The organism is Enteractinococcus fodinae, from assembly GCF_031458395.1.
Taxonomy (GTDB): Bacteria; Actinomycetota; Actinomycetes; order Actinomycetales; family Micrococcaceae; genus Yaniella; species Yaniella fodinae.
Window position 1 is genome coordinate 655,924 of sequence record NZ_JAVDYJ010000001.1, and the last position, 18,203, is coordinate 674,126.

The 18,203-nt window shown below is 59.8% G+C and carries 17 protein-coding genes; 7 read left to right on the top strand and 10 right to left on the bottom strand.

Annotated elements, in window-relative coordinates; translation table 11 throughout:
• The first annotated feature begins 359 nt into the window (after positions 1-359).
• From J2S62_RS03060 to J2S62_RS03070, 3 genes are all read left to right on the top strand, one after another.
• Positions 360-1,160 (top strand): creatininase, encoded by an 801-nt coding sequence (locus tag J2S62_RS03060; RefSeq protein ID WP_310171279.1) that lies wholly within the window; start codon positions 360-362, stop codon positions 1,158-1,160.
• Between the two features lies 1 nt (position 1,161).
• Positions 1,162-2,946: a BCCT family transporter gene (locus J2S62_RS03065; protein WP_310171282.1), complete on the top strand. Its 1,785-nt coding sequence runs from the start codon at positions 1,162-1,164 to the stop codon at positions 2,944-2,946.
• A 320-nt stretch (positions 2,947-3,266) separates the two neighbouring features.
• Complete coding sequence (locus J2S62_RS03070) at positions 3,267-4,508, top strand: aminopeptidase P family protein (protein ID WP_310171284.1); 1,242 nt, start codon at positions 3,267-3,269, stop codon at positions 4,506-4,508.
• 84 nt (positions 4,509-4,592) lie between these two features.
• On the opposite strand, the gene J2S62_RS03075 is transcribed toward J2S62_RS03070, so the two are convergent.
• The 9 genes from J2S62_RS03075 to J2S62_RS03115 form a co-directional block, all read right to left on the bottom strand.
• A complete protein-coding gene (locus J2S62_RS03075) occupies positions 4,593-5,840 on the bottom strand; it encodes an FAD-dependent oxidoreductase (RefSeq protein ID WP_310171286.1) in 1,248 nt (415 codons plus the stop codon).
• Positions 5,837-6,574, bottom strand: a complete 738-nt coding sequence (locus J2S62_RS03080) for a class I SAM-dependent methyltransferase (protein ID WP_310171287.1) — start codon at positions 6,572-6,574, stop codon at positions 5,837-5,839. The genes J2S62_RS03075 and J2S62_RS03080 overlap by 4 nt, the downstream gene beginning before the upstream one ends.
• Positions 6,571-7,713: a type III polyketide synthase gene (locus J2S62_RS03085; protein ID WP_310171289.1), complete on the bottom strand. Its 1,143-nt coding sequence runs from the start codon at positions 7,711-7,713 to the stop codon at positions 6,571-6,573. The genes J2S62_RS03080 and J2S62_RS03085 overlap by 4 nt, the downstream gene beginning before the upstream one ends.
• Positions 7,714-7,772: 59 nt before the next feature.
• Entirely contained in the window at positions 7,773-8,246 is a 474-nt protein-coding gene (locus J2S62_RS03090; RefSeq protein ID WP_310171291.1) for a hypothetical protein, read from the bottom strand.
• 24 nt (positions 8,247-8,270) lie between these two features.
• Positions 8,271-8,843 carry a hypothetical protein gene (locus J2S62_RS03095; RefSeq protein WP_310171293.1) on the bottom strand — a complete coding sequence of 191 codons (573 nt, stop codon included), beginning with the start codon at positions 8,841-8,843 and terminating at the stop codon, positions 8,271-8,273.
• 63 nt (positions 8,844-8,906) lie between these two features.
• On the bottom strand, positions 8,907-10,526 hold the full coding sequence (locus tag J2S62_RS03100; RefSeq protein WP_310171295.1) for an ABC transporter ATP-binding protein: 1,620 nt from the start codon (positions 10,524-10,526) through the stop codon (positions 8,907-8,909).
• Positions 10,523-11,314 (bottom strand): ABC transporter permease, encoded by a 792-nt coding sequence (locus J2S62_RS03105; RefSeq protein ID WP_310171297.1) that lies wholly within the window; start codon positions 11,312-11,314, stop codon positions 10,523-10,525. The genes J2S62_RS03100 and J2S62_RS03105 overlap by 4 nt, the downstream gene beginning before the upstream one ends.
• Positions 11,311-12,252 carry an ABC transporter permease gene (locus J2S62_RS03110; RefSeq protein ID WP_310171299.1) on the bottom strand — a complete coding sequence of 314 codons (942 nt, stop codon included), beginning with the start codon at positions 12,250-12,252 and terminating at the stop codon, positions 11,311-11,313. The genes J2S62_RS03105 and J2S62_RS03110 overlap by 4 nt, the downstream gene beginning before the upstream one ends.
• Before the next feature lie 3 nt (positions 12,253-12,255).
• Entirely contained in the window at positions 12,256-13,908 is a 1,653-nt protein-coding gene (locus tag J2S62_RS03115) for an ABC transporter substrate-binding protein (protein ID WP_310171301.1), read from the bottom strand.
• A 214-nt stretch (positions 13,909-14,122) separates the two neighbouring features.
• On the opposite strand from J2S62_RS03115, the gene J2S62_RS03120 reads away from it, so the two are divergent.
• Both J2S62_RS03120 and J2S62_RS03125 read left to right on the top strand, forming a co-directional pair.
• Positions 14,123-14,401 carry a hypothetical protein gene (locus J2S62_RS03120; RefSeq protein ID WP_310171303.1) on the top strand — a complete coding sequence of 93 codons (279 nt, stop codon included), beginning with the start codon at positions 14,123-14,125 and terminating at the stop codon, positions 14,399-14,401.
• 128 nt (positions 14,402-14,529) lie between these two features.
• Positions 14,530-15,024, top strand: coding sequence for a DUF3830 family protein (locus tag J2S62_RS03125; RefSeq protein WP_310171305.1), 495 nt, complete (start codon positions 14,530-14,532; stop codon positions 15,022-15,024).
• A gap of 4 nt (positions 15,025-15,028) precedes the next feature.
• On the opposite strand, the gene J2S62_RS03130 is transcribed toward J2S62_RS03125, so the two are convergent.
• The gene (locus J2S62_RS03130; RefSeq protein WP_310171309.1) at positions 15,029-16,396 is read right to left on the bottom strand and encodes an amidase; all 1,368 of its coding nucleotides are present in this window, start codon (positions 16,394-16,396) and stop codon (positions 15,029-15,031) included.
• Positions 16,397-16,575: 179 nt separating this feature from the next.
• On the opposite strand from J2S62_RS03130, the gene J2S62_RS03135 reads away from it, so the two are divergent.
• Positions 16,576-17,361 carry a maleate cis-trans isomerase family protein gene (locus J2S62_RS03135; protein ID WP_310171312.1) on the top strand — a complete coding sequence of 262 codons (786 nt, stop codon included), beginning with the start codon at positions 16,576-16,578 and terminating at the stop codon, positions 17,359-17,361.
• Positions 17,330-18,064: a maleate cis-trans isomerase family protein gene (locus J2S62_RS03140; RefSeq protein WP_310171315.1), complete on the top strand. Its 735-nt coding sequence runs from the start codon at positions 17,330-17,332 to the stop codon at positions 18,062-18,064. Before J2S62_RS03135 ends, J2S62_RS03140 begins: the two co-directional genes overlap by 32 nt.
• Positions 18,065-18,203 lie beyond the last annotated feature (139 nt).

Sequence of the window (18,203 nt, forward strand, 5' to 3'; positions counted from 1 at the left end):
CGACCCCGCATGTTGGCTTGACCAGCTGTGTCCCGAATGCTCTGCCATGCTGGAGCCGCCCGCCGAAGGTGCGACCACAGTGCAATGCTGGCGTTGCAAAGCCACCGTTCGATTTGGTGACGAGGGCCCCGAAGTCCTGCCCGATTCGTAGAGTGTCGCTCCCTGCGGTATCGTCGGTCGCTGCACGAGTTGTTGTGGCTACCTTACCTTCGTACTCCAGCAGGCTTGACTGTGAGATAGACCACTCGATATATTTGCTGCAACACTGTTGCGTTAAAGGCAACTCAGTGTTCGAAGTTCAGTCCAGCATTCTGCTGGCCGTCACCGCCCCAGCTAGTTGGGGAAGCCAAGGAGAGCACATGTCTTCAGTCTTTCTCGAAGATCTCGATGCAGATACGTATGCGGCCTATCTTCGTCAGTCCACGTCCACGGTCATCATCCCCACCGGTGCCACCGAACAGCATGGACCGCATATGCCGATCGGCGTCGATGCGATGTTGTCATCAGACATCGCAGCTGCCGTTGCCCAACAGACTGGTGCCCTGGTGGCCCCGGTTTTTGCCTATGGGTACAAGTCACAGCCGCGTTCGGGTGGAGGCGACCATCGGATTGGCACCACCAGTTTGAGCGCAGCCACGCTCATTGGTCTGGTGGAAGACGTGGCCTCGTCCTTCCTCGCGCAAGGCTTCAAGAATGTGGTCGTGCTCAATGGGCACTACGAGAATTATCAATTTGTCTACGAGGGCTTGGACAAAGCCGTCAAACAGGCCCACACGGCTGGCAATGCTGGACGGGCCATGCTGATGTCTTATTGGGATTTTGTCGACGACCAGACCCTCGAAGCTGTTTTCCCAGATGGATTCCTCGGCTGGGACATCGAACACGGCGGAGTGCTGGAGACCTCGCTGATGTTATTACTCCACCCTGAAAAGGTCGACATGGATCGGGTGGTCGATCATCCGCCGGCTCAGCTGACCTCTTACGATGTTTTTCCCGAAGATCCCACACGGACCCCGGCCAGCGGGTGCCTCTCCTCTGCCACAGGAGCCACGGCGGCAAAAGGCCAGCTCTTACTCGATGCGGTGACGCGTGCGGTCTCCGATGCCTTGATCTCCGAACTTCACCTCCCCCTTCCAGTAGCCTCACGAAAGGCAAACTAACATGTCTAAGGGACAAGTAACGATGAAACCTCCGGATGCCGACGAACCATACGCAGGCCAACAACCGGCAGATAATAGCGACAAATCACCGGTTGAAGTGCCACGTTTTATGGGTCGCCAGATCCCGCCGTTAGACCGCGTGTTGATCATGGTCATTCCGCCGGTGCTCATCGTGGCGGCGGTCATTTGGGTCATCGTGGACTCAGACGGAGCCGCGCAGGCCATCTCGACGATGCGTACCTTCGTGACCAGTGAATTCACCTGGCTATTTATTCTTTACTCCCTGGTCGCGCTCATCGTATGTATCTGGGCTGCTTTTAGTAAGTTTGGTAAAGTCCGCCTCGGCGGGCCCGCAGCTAAACCCTTGCACGGTCGTTTCGCCTGGTACTCCATGTTGTTCGCCTGCGGGCAGGGCATCGGCCTGATCTTCTGGTCCGTGGCCGAACCGATCATGCTCCGGGACGAAAACCCGGTCATTCCGGTCACGCCCACTAGCGGAGCAGAAGAAGGCGCCATTGTCTGGACCTACTTCCACTGGGGTCTGACCGCTTGGGCCATGTACTGTGTCGTGGCGCTCTGTCTAGCGTACTCACACCACAACCTCGGCAAGACCTTAACCTTCCGTGAGGCCACGGTCGATATCTTGCCCAAGAAAGCACAACGTCCAGCTGGTGTCGTGATCGAGTTGCTGGCCATTATCGCCACCGTGCTCGGATTGGCCACGTCCTTCGGGTTCGCTGCAATGCAATTCAGCTCGGGCGTGACCTCTTTTACCGGCCTGGACTCGGGGCCGGGCATGTGGATGATCGTGATCGGGGTATTCGCCACCATTACCGGCATCTCCGCCTATATCGGCATCAATAAAGGTATGGCCCGCCTGTCAGTGATCAACTCGATTCTGAGCATCGTGCTGGTGGGGGCGGTCTTTATTTTCGGACCGACGATCTACATGATCTCGACCATGACGCAAACCTTCGGTTCCTTTGGCCAGCATTTCTTATCGATGAGCTTCTTCACCGATTTCCAGCTCGCAGCAACCTCGCTGGATACCTGGCAGGACAGCTGGAACGGTTGGTGGACGGTCTTCATTTGGTGCTGGGTTATTGCCTTCTCCCCATTTGTTGCAGGCTTCGTCGCCCGGATCTCGCGTGGTCGTACCATTCGCGAATTCGTTATCGGTGTCACCGTGGTGCCATCGTTGATTGTGATGTTCTGGGTCGGCGTCATCGGCGTCGCCTCGATCTACTATGATGACCAAACCGGACGAGCCATCAGCGAGGGTGTCGCCAGTGATACGTCCAGCGGGTTGTTTCTGATGTTGGACCAACTGCCTTTGGTGGGCACGGTCATGTTGGTTGTGGCAACGATCTTGGTGGGGACCTACTACGTCACGTCGCTCGATGCCGGGTCCTATGCCCTGGGTGAGTTCGTCACTGCCCCGCGCAAATCCAGCCCGTTTTTCCGCGTCATCCTCGTCATTAGCATTGGCACAGTAGCCACCGTGTTGCTCTCCATCGGCGGAGAAGCCGTCGTGGATACGGTTCAAACCGGCACGATTATCGGTGCCTTCCCGTTCTCCTTTGTGATCTTGCTGATGATCGCCAACTTCATCCGACGACTGCACAAGCGCAATCAACAAACGCGCAAAATGGAGCGCGCCATTAACGATCCCGATCCCGACCGAGTACTTATTCCAGATCCGGAAGGGGAAGGTTTTGTGGAGCCTGCGGAGCAGGACACCACGGTGGCTTCTCGACCGCCTCGTGACGAGACACCTCCCTCCTAAACCATAGATCGACCGCACTGTAAGCGGTCAGTCCAAGCGGGCGTAACCCAGCAATCGGGTTGCGCCCGCTTTGCTGTGTGGCGCGATTCGAGCTGGTCATGCGGCACTCTCAAAGCCGGCCCGAAAATACTGTGGCCGCGTGCTTGACAGTGAGTGATCTCACACCTATCCTGAATGCAACGGTGTTGCGCTGAATACAACTTCTGCGTGTTGCACTGCTTTCTATCCGAGCGGCGGGGCTGTTCCTGCGTGGCTCACCCTTTTCTTATCAGTACGTTTCAGACCGAGCACGCGGGCTGAGAAAATCAAAGGAGAATCGTATGGCTAATGTCACCAGCGTCGGCGAACTTGAGCGCTTGAAGACCCTCCATAACGGCGAAAAACAACCACTGACCTTCTCGGACGCCGAATTCGAACGCCGCCTGAGCGGGCTGCGCTCAATTATGGCCGAAAAAGACCTTGACGCTGTCATTCTGACCAGCTACCAGAACATCAAGTACTACTCCGATTTTTTGTTCACCTACTTCGGCCGCTCCTACGCGTTGGTAGTCACCCAGCAGGAATCCATCACGATCACCGCCAACATTGATGCGGGCATGCCATGGCGCACCAGCTACGGTGACAACATCGTTTACACCGACTGGAAGCGCGACAACTTCTACTACGCGTTACAGGAAGCACTGAACCGTCAGGGCATCAGCGCCAAGCGCATCGGCGTCGAAGACGACACCGTGCCGACCATGCAGCGCAAAGCCCTGCAGGATACCTTCCCGGACGCCGAACTGCTGGACGTTTCCCAGGCCGCCATGCGCCAGCGCATGATCAAATCCGCCGAAGAAATCGAAGTCATCAAACACGGCGCTCGGATTGGTGACATCGGCGGTGAAGCCATCAAGGCTGCCATCCGTGAAGGCATCACCGAATACGAAGTCGCCCTCATCGGCGTCGAAGCGATGACCCACGAGATCGCCAAGACCTTCCCGGATCGCGAAGTCCGTGACACCTGGGTCTGGTTCCAGTCGGGTATTAACACTGACGGCGCACACAACTGGGCGACCACTCGCAAACTGCAGCGCGGGGATCTGCTGTCGCTCAACTGCTTCCCGATGACCTCGGGTTATTACACCGCTTTGGAACGCACCCTGACCCTGGGCCAGCCAGATGCCCGGACGCTGGAATTGTGGAAGGCTAACGTCGAGGTCCACGAAGCCGGTCTTGAATTGATCAAACCGGGCGCGGTCTGCAAGGACATCGCCCACGAACTTAACGAAATCTTCATCGGTCACGGACTGCTATCAAACCGGACCTTTGGCTATGGCCACTCCTTCGGTGTGCTGTCCCACTACTACGGCCGTGAAGCCGGGTTGGAATTGCGCGAAGACATCGACACCGTCCTGGAGCCCGGCATGGTCGTATCGATGGAACCGATGATCACCGTGATGGAAGGTGAACCCGGTGCCGGTGGCTACCGTGAACACGACATCTTGGTCGTTGGCGAAGACGGTGCCGAGAACATCACCAAGTTCCCATACGGTCCAGAACACAACATCATCGATGCCTAATCTCACCGCTTGATCAGGTGGTGATACCGCCTGGTAAGGCCCCGAGCAGGATATCTTGCTCGGGGCCTTGGCGTAAGTACACGATTATCGCGGTATCTGTGTTTCGGGCCCGCCCAGGGGCTGGCGCATGCTAAAGGCCTTGGCCAACCGGTGACGCAACCCGGTGGCAAGCACGGAGCGCAAGACAACGTCGCGAACTGTGACGGTCAAGGGACGCATCGGTCGTCCCAGGGCCATGTTGAGCTCGGCCTGTCGAGCCACGGCTCGCGCTGCGGACAGTCGTTGGTGTGCGAAGCGCTGCACGGATTCCAGGTGCTGCAGCGGCGCGGGGTTGCGTTCGGCCAGCATGTGTACGATCAGCGGGGCCAGATGCCAGGCATCGAGCCAGCCCAACGTCATGCCCTGACCTCCGATGGGACTGACTTCATGGGCCGCATCTCCGATAATGACACATCGCCCGGCTGCCATCTGGTGCGCTAGGCGCCGACGGACAGCAAAAGCGCTCATCATCGTTGACGTGCTGGGATCGACCTGCTCACCGGTGCGTTCGGCAATGAGACGCGTTAAGGTTTCTGGTCTCTCTGGCAGGAATTGGGTGCCGGTGTGCGCGACCCAGCGCCGCATATTGCCCGGCAACGGAAACGACTCAACGACTCCGGTGGGGGCTAAAAAGATTGCGGCGGCCGCATCATCGTGGTGGGGCACGACCCGTGCGTGGTGTTGTGCGAAATCGCCCATGATGTAGGTGTCGTCTAAGGGCTGGGTGTGCAGGCCGATGCCGGCGGTGCGGCGCACCAGACTGCGTGGCCCATCGGCACCGATCACGAGATCGGCAGACCAGGTGCGTTCAACGGCCTGGCCAGGCTCGATCGTGCTGCGGGCATGCACCTGAACTTTGGCTCCGGGACGGTCGGTGCGTGCGGGATCCCTGACCTCGAGCACCTCCCACCCCGGGTGCAGTGCGCCTGGCGACAGGTCGGATAGCCGCTGGGACAACAGGGCTTCAGTGCGGTTCTGCGGCAACGTTAGAACAAAGGGCCGATCCGGCCAGGCCTGTTCGAAACTCAGACCGCCGAGCCGACGGCCACGACTATAGGCAGCACCGGTATGCACCCGCTGTCCTTCGGCCACGGCGGCCTCTTCGAGCTGCACAGCGTTGAGCACTGCGAGCGCCGGGGGGTGCAGTCCGATGGCTCGAGAATACTGTCGCGGGTGCGTACGACGTTCCAGTACGGCGACGTCCACCCCCTGTTGGGCCAGCAAACTGGCCATGACTAAGCCGACCGGGCCGCCACCGACGATCAGCACCTGGCAGGTGTGCTGTTGGGTCATGGTCGGTTGGGCTCCGTGGCCGCAGGTGAGACGGCGTCGTAGATGAGCAGGTTGCGCCAGGGATGCTGGGCATGGACGCGCCAGCCAGCAGGTGCCACAGCGTGAAGTTCCAGGGCGGTATAGCTGCGCCGGATGGAGGTCAGACCATCTTCACGAATAAACGACCCCCGGAAGAACGGCCGGGTGCCCACCGAGAACAGCGTATAGGCGATGCGACTGCGCCGAATATCGCTGTGCACAACACGGCTCTTTGCTAATTGTTCAGAGTCGTGGAGAAGGCTCTGAAAGTCGGTGGCTGTGAGGTGATGCAACAGGTGGTTGGAGATCACCACATCAAAGCTGCGGCCCTGGGACACGAGTTCTGAACTCAACGCCGGACAGAATTCCATATCGACTGACGGGTGGTGGCGCATGGCCCACGCGTAGGCTCGCTGATCCGGATCGGCGGCGGTGATCTTCAACCTGAACCCGTCACGGTGTGCCCAGCGGGCAATTGCCCGGGTGACGTCTGCACCCCCGGCGCCAATGTCCAACAGGGTGTTCAGCCGATCGTGACGCAACACCGGGCGCACGTGGTGGCGATAGGCCTGCTGCCAACCGGCCACCAGCCGATTGACGGTCTCAAACTGTGCATAGGTGCGGTGCAGCGCGGCTATATCGCACTGCGGGTCATCCATGCGTTCTGTCGCCTCATGATCCCGATGGGCGAGGTCTCGCAACAGCGGAAACCTCACGAATTTCTCCCCACGGTCGTGAACAGGCCGGTTTCCACGGTCAGGCCCGGCCCGAAGGCCATACTGCACACCCGTTCTCCCGCCTTAGAGTCTGGGTCATCCAAGATCGTTTTGAGGACGAACATGACGGTGGCACTGCTCATATTGCCGTAGTGCTGCAGGACATCGCGTGAGGGCTCCAGTTGGGCGGGGTCCAGCTCAAGCTTGGCTTCGACTTTATCGAGGATGCTGCGCCCGCCGGGGTGGATCGCCCAGTGCTCGATATCGCGATATTGACGATCCGTCAGCGACGCATCGTGTGCCAGTAGGGGTGCGAGTGCGTCGACAATGTGGGCGTCAATAATCTTTGGCACATAGGTTCCCAAGACCATTTCGAACCCGTTGTCACCGATGTTCCAGGCCATGGCTTCTTCCCCGACGGGAGTCAGTACGGTTTCAAAATGATCTAGCTGTAGCGCACGCCCACCATCGTGGTCACGGCCGGTAATGACGGCAGCTGCGGCACCGTCGCCAAATAGTGAGGAACCCAGGATCGTGTCGGGATCATCTGAGACGCGCACGTGAATACTGCACAGCTCGACGCTCACCACCAGCACGACGGCGTCTGGGTTCGCATCACAGATCGTCTTGGCCTGGCGCATGGCGGGAAATGCCGCATAGCAGCCCATGAATCCCAGATGGCAACGCTGCACAGCAGGATCCAGGTCCAGGCCGCGGACGATGAGGTAGTCCGGGCCGGGGGAGAAGAACCCGGTGCACGACACGGTGATGACATGGGTGACGTCGGTTTTGTCGATACCGTCGGCTGATGCCAGGGCTGCCGCAGCGGCATCGACGTACAGGCGCGAAGCTTCTTGCACGTAAATCTCGTTCCGTGCCCCCGTGGTGGGGTTCAGAATCTGCCGGGTTGCGGCATCAAAAAATTGTGGGGTGTTTGAGCCGTCGGCATCGGCTGAGAGATCCATTTCGGTTACGGCACTGTGGCGGCGTTCGATGCCGGAAGAGTCGAACGCTGCTCCCACCAGGCGAGTCGCCAGTCGGCTCATCCCGGGCTGGGACGCGAAAACCTCACGAACTTGGTCTTGATGCAACACGGTGTCGGGGACGGCAACTTCTAAGGATCTCAGCGTAACGGGCATGGTTCATTGTCTCAGTGGCCCCAGACACGCTGCAAGACAACACCGGCGCCCGATCTCGGCTAGAACACGGAGTAGGCGGCACCCCAGGAAGCGGCGAGCTCTTCCAGGTCGCGGGACTCCGGGTGATCGAGGCTAGCGGCGTCGCCATCTTCTGCGACCTCAGTGATGTCCATGATCAGCCAATTGGTATTGTGCACCAGCGGGATGGACCCGCCCTGAACCGTAGCCATCATGTTCTGAATTTCGGTGATGACGGTGGGATCTTCGGAATGTGCCAAGATGATGCTGTCGCCGCAGGTGTGACCGTAGAAAAAATCCTGTTCATGGTTCGGAAGGGTAAACCCGTAATGGTCGCTTGAGGGTTCAGGGCAGGAGAGCTCATCGTCGACGGCCTCGTATAAGGCCTCAAGATCTTCAAAGGTTACCGGTTCAATTTTGCCGACCTCGTCGGACATCCCGGTACAACCGGTGAGCACGAGCGTCGCGAGAGCGATCAGGAGGCTTCCTTGGGACAAGAGCTTGGGTTGTGTCACTGGTATCCTCCTGCTCCTTCCGTGCTATCTGCCGACCCGGCGAAGTGCAATATCGGTGTCGTTTGCTACGGTTCCTTCGAGCTCGACCTGGGCTGCCGGATCCGTCAACACGACCACATAGTCGCTGGCGCGGTGCCAGCCGTCGGCATCTTGGAGCGCTGTGGCAGCGGGAACCAGGAACGCGTGCACTGCCCCGCCGGTGGATCCGACCCGCACGCTGACGGTCGGTTCGGTGGGATCGTAGGGATCAGTTGAACAGGACGCCCCTGCGACCTCGAGTTCGTGTGCTGCAATGATCAGACACACCACCTGTGCTGTCTCCTCGACTTCTGAGGGGCCCAAGGTGGCATAGAACTCGGTGTCGTTATGCGTCCCAACCCACCGAACCTCCTCGGCCGGTAGGTCCATGTCCTGGGCCAGATCCTCACTGTGGGCCATCTCCGGGACGTCTTGATCAGTCGCTGGCTCGGTGAACACCGGGTAATCGTCCACGGCTGTGCGATCCGGGGATGCAGCACAAGACGTCAACACCACTAGGCAAGCCCCCATGATGGCAGGGACGAAGCCTGGGGCTGAGTTGAGGGAATGACGGGCCATACTGTCGACCCTAGTCACTTGGGTGGAGGGCGTCACTACTCCACACTTGGCGCGCTGGCGAAATTATGCACGACCCTTCCAGGTGGGTGCTGCCGCGACGAGTTGTTGCGTATAAGGATGGGCTGGACGGTGGAGAATTTGATCGGCGGTGCCGGTCTCGACCAGCTGACCCTCGGTCATCACCGCAATGTGATCCGACATGTGCTCGACCACCGCCAGGTCATGAGTGATAAACAGGTAACTGGTGTCGGTTTCGAGTTGCAGTCGATCCAGTAAGTCCAGCACCGTCGCCTGCACTGAGACATCAAGGGCGGAGACCGGTTCATCCAAAATCAGCACATCGGGCGCTGGCGCCAGCGCACGGGCGATCGCTAGCCGCTGACGTTGGCCTCCGGACAGCTCCCGCGGGTTGCGAGACAATACAGTCGAGTCCAGTTCCACCATGTCCAGCAGCTCGATGGCACGCGGCCGATAGGTTCGTGAACGTGAGGTCTCGCCACCCGATAACGCATTGATCAGCACCTGGGAGACCGAGTAGCGCGGGTCAAACGAGGCCAACGGATCCTGGTAGATCGCACCCAGCCGGTTGCGCAGCTTCCGTCGCTCGGATTCTTTGGCCGGGGCGAACTGTTGGCCGAAAATTTTCACCGTGCCGGTATCGGGTGCGGTCAATCCCAGCATCATGCGAGCAGTCGTGGTTTTCCCAGACCCGGATTCTCCCACCAGGCCCAGGGTGGTGCCGCGCGGAATGGCCAGTGAAACGTCCACCACGGCAGCGTGCTCCGCAAAGGCTTTTGACAACCCGGTCACCTCGACCGCCAGCTCGTCTGATACCTGCCTAGAATGCTGGGCCGGTCGCGTTCGGGGCGCAGGGACATCGCTGGTGCCGCGGGTCAGCGGCGTGAAACGCGGGACACCGCTGGGTATCGCGGCAAGTAATTGTTTGGTGTAGTCATGCTCCGGAGCGTGCAGAATTTGGGCGGTGGGACCCGATTCGACAATTTCACCGGAGCGCATCACGATGACCTCATCGGCGACCTGAGCAATCTGGGCCAGATCATGCGAGATGACAGCCAAGGCAATGCCCTGTTGCGTCAGAGCTGCCAGTTCGTCCAAGACCAGCCGGGTCAATCTGGTGTCCAGGGCCGTCGTGGCTTCATCAGCGACCACCACCGTAGGATTCCGAATCATGGCTTGTGCGATGAGCGCTCGTTGACGCATCCCACCGGACAGCTGCGGGCTGCGTTGGTTGGCCCGCAGCTCGGGGTTGGGCATTTCGACTTCTCGAAGCGCTTCGATCGCGGCCTGTTTGCGCCGTGTGCTCGAGCCCGGCAGTACATCGGCAATCTCGCGGTGTATCGGACGCAGCGGATCCAAACTGTTGAGGGCATCCTGCATAATCATCGCGACCTGGCTGCCACGAAGAGCGCGCCACTGGTTTTCGGGCAGGTCTCGTGCATCGGTGCCCAAAATGTTCAGCGTATCAGCGGTGACGGTGCCACCGGTGAGCCCTAAGAGGGCGCGTGCGGTGACGGATTTACCAGACCCTGATTCGCCTACGATCCCCAACGCTTTGCCCGGCGTCAGCGTCAGCGACACGTTCTTGACGGCTTCAATAACCGTCCGCTGGGGGCCCGGGAAGGTCACCGAGAGGTTTTTGATATCGACAGCTGGTTGGGTCATGAGCTCCTCCGGGTTGCCGAGCGTCCCAGTAGCGTGGCCCCGGCGGCAACGCCCACGATGGCCAGCCCCGGGAACACGGTTAGCCACCACGCGAAGTGTAAATAGGTGCGGCCCGAGGCAAGCATCGCGCCCCATTCGGGTGCCGGTGGGGGAGTGCCCAACCCCAGAAACGACAGTGCAGAGGCCCAGATGACCGCCTGTCCGATCCCTAGGGTAATGAGTGCCAACAGGGTGGTTAGCGTATTGGGGATCAGATGGTTGCGCACTTTATGCCAGGTCGAATGGCCCAGCACGGTCGCGGCATCAAACATTTCGGAATTGACCAAGGTGCGCAGATGGGTCCGGATCAACCGCGAGTATCCCGGCGCGGTGGACAGCCCAACGGCGATAATGGCCGGAGTGGTTCCGGGGCCGGTGAAGGCAATAATAATCAGGGCCATCAGTAGGGTCGGGATCGCATAGAGGACCTCGAGCGCTCGCAGAATCACGGCATCGATCCAGCGCGGACCAAAGGCCGTGATGACCCCCAGGACCACGGCAATTCCCATGCCCAGCGCGGTTGCCGCAAGCCCGATCGTCAGCGAGTCAGACGTGCCGTGGATGACCCGCGTGTACACATCACGACCAGACTCATCGGTACCGAAGGGGTGTTGGAATGATGGTGCTTGGAAAGCTTCGGCTGGGCTGACCGCAAGCGGGCTGCCAGGCGCCAGAAGTGATGGAAACAGGGCTGCGACGAGAATCAACCCGACGAAGATCGACGCAACGATTTTTGCGATACGGCTCATTGGTCATCACCTCGAGCTGCCGCCGGGTTAATGAAGGCCTCAATCGCTTCGACGATCAACATCACGACCATGTAGATCAGTGCGGAAAACAACGCGATGCCGGTGACCATTGGCATGTCCCTGGCCAGGACCGCACCCAGCAGGGAGCGACCCAGCCCAGGACGGGCGAAGACCTCTTCGACCACCACGGCCCCCGAGATGGAAGCGGCCACCGCCCACCCGGTGAGGTTCAGTGCCGGTAGTGCTGCGTGGCGAAAACCGTGCCGGAAAAAGACCTGCCCCTCGGAAGCGCCCCGGGCTCGGGCTGCCAGCGCAAACGGTGAGCTCATGGCAGTCATTAGGCTGTCTCGCATGAGTTGGGCCAGAAACCCAGACAGCGGAACGGCCAGGGTAACGGCCGGCAAAATGATCCCGCGGACCGTTCCGGTATCAACCGCCGGAAGCCACCCCAACCAGGTCGAGAAAATAATAATGAGCATCGCCCCGAGCCAGAAGTGTGGGACGGCTGCTGCCACGACCTCGATGATCGTCCCCATAACCCGACCGAGCCGTGAGGCTCGGGCTGCGATGGCGGCCATCACAAAGGGGATGACCCACGCTAAGACCAAAGCGATCAGCGTCAGCTGCAGGGTAGCGGGCAAGACTTCGGCCATGATCTGAGCCACGGGCCGATGCTGAGCGTACGAGGTGCCCAAATCGCCGGTGGCAAGTTGCCCGAGATAGAGCCCATATTGGACCAGGATGGGCTCGTTGAGATGGTACTGCTCGCGGGCCGCCTCCAGGGCTTCAGCCGAAGCCTGGGAGCCGGGTCCTCCCATGATTGCTTCGGCTGGGTCACCCGGGATCAGCCGGATGGCAATGAAAATGACGGTGGCCACCAGCCACAGCAAAATGACTGCGGCACCGACCCGGCGGGCCAACCTGGTAATAATATGCATCCGTTATTGCTGGTTGAGCCAGACGTTGTCGTATTTCGGAGCGGCGATTGCAGATGTATCGCCCATGTTTTGCACGTCTTCGGCGTAGAGGAAGTGATTTTGCTGATCGTAGAGAGGTAGGACGTAGTAGTCCTCTAGGACGATCTGCTGCGCCTGTTCATAGAGTTCGGCGCGTTCAGCATCATCGGTGGTCTCTTCGGCTTCCATCAAGATCTCATCCAGTTCCGGGATGTTGACCTGGGCATTGTTTGCAAAATAGCCGGATGGGGCTGGTTCGATCGAATCCGAGTGATACAGGATTCGCAGCACGGAGGGCCCCACCTTGGTGTAGGGGGCTGATACGAGGTTGTAGTTGTGTTCGGCAAGGGCGGCATACCAGCTGGACAGATCCAGCAGGTTGATTTGCATGTCGAACCCGACCTCGGATGCTTGAGCTTGGAATTGTTCAAATAATGATTGTTCAGCGGGTACTGACTGGTTTGTGGAGACCGGCATGACAATTTCGAGGCGTTCGCCGTCTTTCATTCGGATGCCGTCATCGTCGCGTTCAGTCCAGCCGGCTTCATCCAGCAGCTCGTTGGCTTCGTCGATGTCTTGGGTGAACAACGACTCATCGGAGTATCCCAGGGGTTCGACCGAGGACAGCAACGAGTGCGAACGTTCTGCGGTGTCGAAGAATAACGCGTCGACACCGCCATCGACGTCAACGGCGCGGATGAACGCTTCTCGGACCAGCGCGTCATCGAAGGGGGCCTGCGAGGAGTTCAGTTCGATCCGGTTCGACGCACCGGGACGTGGCGAATCCAAGTGGCCAAGACTGGTATCCTCAGCCGACTGAATCGTGTCTGGCTGCGCATTGTCGATGACATGGACTTCGCCCGACTGCAATGCCGCATAGCGGGTGGCAGCTTCCGGGATCATCCGCCACGTGATGCCATCCAAATAGGCCACAGCGTCCTCGTCGTCAGTATCGACCGGCGAGACGTACTCCTCGTTGCGAACCAAGTTGATCTGTTGCTCACGATCCCACGATTCCACTTGAAACGGGCCGGTGCCAACTGGTGAGGCACAATTTTCTTGCACATCGCGGTCAAGTGCTTCAGGCGACTGGATCGCGGTCCAATGCATCGATAGCGACTCTTCCAACGCATTATCCGGGGCACTCAAATGTAGATCCGCGGTCAATTCATCGATGATTTCGACTTCTTCGACTTTTTCGACCGCTAGAAAACCAGTGGAAGAGGCGGTATCTGGATCTTGGAGGTGCTCGACGTTGGCTTTAATGGCTTCCGACGTCAGCGGTGTGCCGTCATGGAAGGTGATGCCCTCGGTCACGCTAATGGTGTGCGTCAAGCCGTCGTCAGACACTTCGGAAGTCTCGGCCAACCAGGGGACGGTTTCGCCATCCTCGTTTTTGGTGAACAGAGTTTCCAGATATTGGGTAGCAATAAGCCCCTGTGGGTAGTTACCCCCGTAGTGCGGGTCTAAACAATCTGGTTCGGCGTCACCGGAAGCATAAATCAGCGTGCCACCGGCCTGGGGTTCCCCGGTGGTTTCGTTCTGTTCCGCGTCGGGGCTGCCACAACCTGCGAGTACTAAGCCACCTATTGCGGCGGTAGCCAAGATCTTGAAATGTGAGGATGAGTATTTTGCCATAGCGATTACTCTACGGCCAGCGGCCCCGATGGGCCGCTGTAGAAGTCACATACTGTTCAAGGTTCGGCAGGAACGAAATTGATCCAGCAGCGTTACAACCAGCGAGCTTGCATCGGTTATGAGGGGGAGAACTGGCTGGTGAGCTCTTGTCACTCCACGTTGGCACGCGTAGCGTCGAAAAAACCTGAACCAATACATGTTTTAGGAGGATCGTATGCCATCCGAAAGCCATACCACCACCGACCACGATGAGATCCGCAAATGGGCAGAACAGCACGGCGGCCAACCCGCTGTGGTACGCGGGACTGATTCCTCAAACACCAGCGGCATCCTGCGGATTGATTTCCCAGGCGGAGCCGGTGAAGACGAACTCAAACCCATCGAGTGGGACGACTGGTTCGAACGGTTCGAAAAGGAAAACCTCGCCTTCCTCTATCAGTCCGAAAAGGCTGATGGCAGTCACAGCACATTCTTCAAACTCGTCTCGCGATAGTCGCTAAACATCGCACACTCACCCAGCCGCTTTCCACTCGTTAGCGGCTGGGTGAATCGTGATGTAGGAACTGGTTGTAGCGCGGCTCGTTTCGTTAGAGACGCGACGGCTGGTGAAAGGAAGCAGCCATGGCCCGATTCATTACCATCACGTTGGAACAGCGAGCGGTCAGCTGTCGAGCGCGACTGCTCGATGATCAGGCGCCGGGGACCTGCCAGGCCGTGTGGGATGCGCTGCCGGTGACCGGGGATGCGGTGCACGCGAAGTTTGCGCGCAATGAGGTCTACGCTCTGCTGCCTCGCATTACGGCAGCACCCCGACGAGAGAACCCCACCGTGACACCTATCCCCGGAGATGTGTGCCTGTTCGACTTCGAACCCTGGGAAATTAGCAATCCCGCCTTTGGGTACGAACCAGGGTCAGCGGCCTACGCCGAGCAGGGCGCCACCGACCTGGCGTTATTTTATGGCCGGAACAACCTGTTGATCAACGGGGATGTCGGCTGGGTGCCAGGCAATGTTTTTGGCGCCGTGGTCGAAGGCTTCGATGCGATGGCGGCGGCCTGTAATGATCTATGGCGTCATGGTTTCGCCGGCGAACGGCTCACCTTCGCCCGTGCATGAAGCTTCAATCCAATAGCCACTCCACAAAACGGGCGACAGCAAGTACCAGGTCGTCAGAGTGGCGCGGCCCGACGATCTGTAAGCCCACGGGCAACCCGGCCTGCGTGGTACCAACCGGGATACTGATTGCCGGTTGCTGGGTCAGATTGAACGGGTAGCTGAGGGTGGCCCACTGCGGCCAACGGTCCAAGCCACTACCCACCGGTACCTCGTGTCCTGCTTCGAAGGCTGGGATCGTCACCGTGGGCGTCAACAACACGTTATGACGCAGATGAAACGCCCCCATCGTAATTCCCAGCTGCGCCGCCACCTCGCGGGCTTGTAAATATTCCACCGCGGTGTGTTCTTCGCCCTTGTCCCAGAGCTGACTCAGCCCAGGCTCTACGGTCTGTCTGGCCCCGGGAAGCGTGTTCAACAGGGCGGCCGCACCGCTGGCCCAGAGTACCTCGAAAGCCTCCAGCGGATCGGTGAACCCGGGGTCTTCTTCAGTGACCTTCAGCCCGGCCTCATCGATCCGTGCGACCACCGCCTCAATGATGTGTGCTACTTCAGGATCAACGGAGGCAAAACCGAGATCGCGCGAATACGCGACGTGCAGGCCGGCCACCTCCCGGTTGAACTCCCCGCGGTACGTGCTCTGCGGGGGAGCCAAGGAGGTAGGATCCCGGTAATCCGGCAGCGATAAGATATCCATGAGCAGTGCGGCGTCTTCGACGCTGCGCGTCATCGGTCCGGCATGGGCCAGCGGACCAAACGGGCTGGCCGGAAACATCGGAACACGTCCGTGGGTGGGTTTAAACCCGACGATGCCACAAAACGCCGCCGGAATCCGGATACTTCCGCCCCCGTCCGTCCCAATAGCACACGGGCCCATCCCTGCGGCCACGGCGGCGGCAGCCCCACCGGAGGAACCCCCGGGAGTCAGCTGCGGATCCAGTGGATGACGGGTGACGCCGGTCAGTGGGCTATCCGTTACAGCCTTCCACGCGAGCTCGGGTGTGGTGGTTTTGCCCACCAACACCATCCCGTCGGAGCGCAACCGTGCCACTGCCGGCGAGTCCACCTCCCACGACTGCTCGCGGTCGACTGCCCGAGAACCGCGCAGCGTGGGCCAGCCAGCAGTCAGGAACACATCTTTGATAGAGATCGGCACGCCATCGAGGAGTCCTTGAGGATACCCCGAATGCCAGCGGGACTCAGCTGCCCGAGCCTGTTGCAGAGCGGCGTCATGATCCACCAGACAGTACGCGCCCAGTTGCCCGTCGACTTGATCAATGCGCTCCAGCACCGCTGTGATTGCCTCGACGGGGGACAGCTCGCGAATCGCGTAGGCGGCAACCAACTGGGTCGCGGTCATCTCAGTAGGATTCATTGTTGCTCCCGCTCATGGATGCTCAATGTGAAGCGTATGGAGTCGCTGCAGAACACAGCCACGATATGTTGTCAACGTATAATCGGCGCTACGTATTGTCAATCACTTTCTGGCTTGAGACCATAGTGTGAAAGCCCCTTAAAGGCGTCGCTGTCCTGTGAGTAAAGGGAGGCTCGAAGGTGGACCTGACTGACATCGAATTCGACGGTCCACTGGCCCAGCGCGGCATCGGGATCATTGCCCCCTTCGACCTTGCTCTGGAACGCGAGCTGTGGCGGTGGGCCCCGCTGGATGTCAGTCTTCACTTGGCACGCACCCCGTACGAGGATCTTGCCGTCAGCCTGGCCATGGCCGACCTCGTGTCGCGACCGCAGGTGGTACAAACAGCCACCCGCGATGTGCTCGCGGTCGACCCCGAAGTCGTGGCTTATTTATGCACTTCGGGGAGTTTCATCCACGGAGTCACAGGCGAAGCAGCGTTGCGTCAGGCGATGCTCGATGCAGGCGCTCCCGCTGCCGTGACGACCTCAGGGGCCCTGGCCGAAGCCGTCCGGGAGCTTGGGTTGACCCGGATATCGGTCATCACCCCGTATGACGCGGTCCTCACCGAACGACTGATCGCGTTCCTCAATGAACTGGGCGTGACAGTGACCAGCTCCGCGTATTTGGGTCTCGGGGGCGGGATCTGGCGAGTCAACTATCGCACCGTGGCCGACCTGATTTTGAAAGCCGAGGATCCCGAGGCAGAAGCAGTATTCGTGTCATGCACCAACCTGCCCACCTATGACATCATCGCCCCGCTAGAACGCAAGCTCCGCAAACCGGTCCTCACCGCCAACCAACTCACCGTGTGGGCCTGCTTGGGCCACATGGGACTGCCCATGGTGGGTCCAGGTCGCTGGCTCCGAGGAGTCTTCGAGGAGGAAAATAGCTATGACCACGACGCCCAATCCCACGACGTCTAATCCCACAATTGGCATTATCTACCCGGATCACGCCGCCGAAGACGACTACCAAATAGCAGGCGACTGGTTGACGGTGCACCTACCCGTTGAGCACATCTACGGCACCGACCTGCATGCCGTGCCCGAGCTGTTAGACCTCGGCCGGGCAGATCGACTGGCCGAGGCAGCCACTCGTCTGGCCGCCCAACATCCGAAAGCTGTGATGTGGGCCTGCACCTCGGCAAGCTTCGTCTACGGTCTCGACGGGGCTCGCCAACAGGCCGAACAGCTCGCCACAGCCGCCGGGGTGCCCGCGGCGAGTACATCACAAGCCTTTGTCGCAGCACTGGACACGCTCAACATCACGAACGTGGCCGTCGCCGCCAGCTATCCGCAAGAGGTGGCCACCTTATTTGTCGACTACCTGGCGGCCCACGGCATCGAAACCACCGCGATGGTCAGCGCCGGAATCGAGACCGCGGCCGCAGTCGCTAACCTCACGCCAGAGGATGTGTTTGAGCTCGCCGTGCGACATGACGATCCGAGCGCTGATGCGTTACTTATTCCCGACACGGCGATGCGGACCGTTGACGTGCTAGCCGAACTTGAAACTCGGGTGGGCAAACCCGTGCTGACCGCCAACCAAGTCACCATCTGGTACGGGTTGCAGCTGGCCGGCGTAGTGCGATCAGATGCCCGGCTCGGCACACTGTTTACCCGCTAAACAACAACCAGCTCGCTCCGGATACCACAGCCTGAACGTGCGCGACACAGCCGCGCTCGGGCACGGGAATTATTGGGGGGCGATTCCTTGACACGCAGAAACCAGAAGTGTGAGTCTGACCCCAGAATCAACCAGCCCT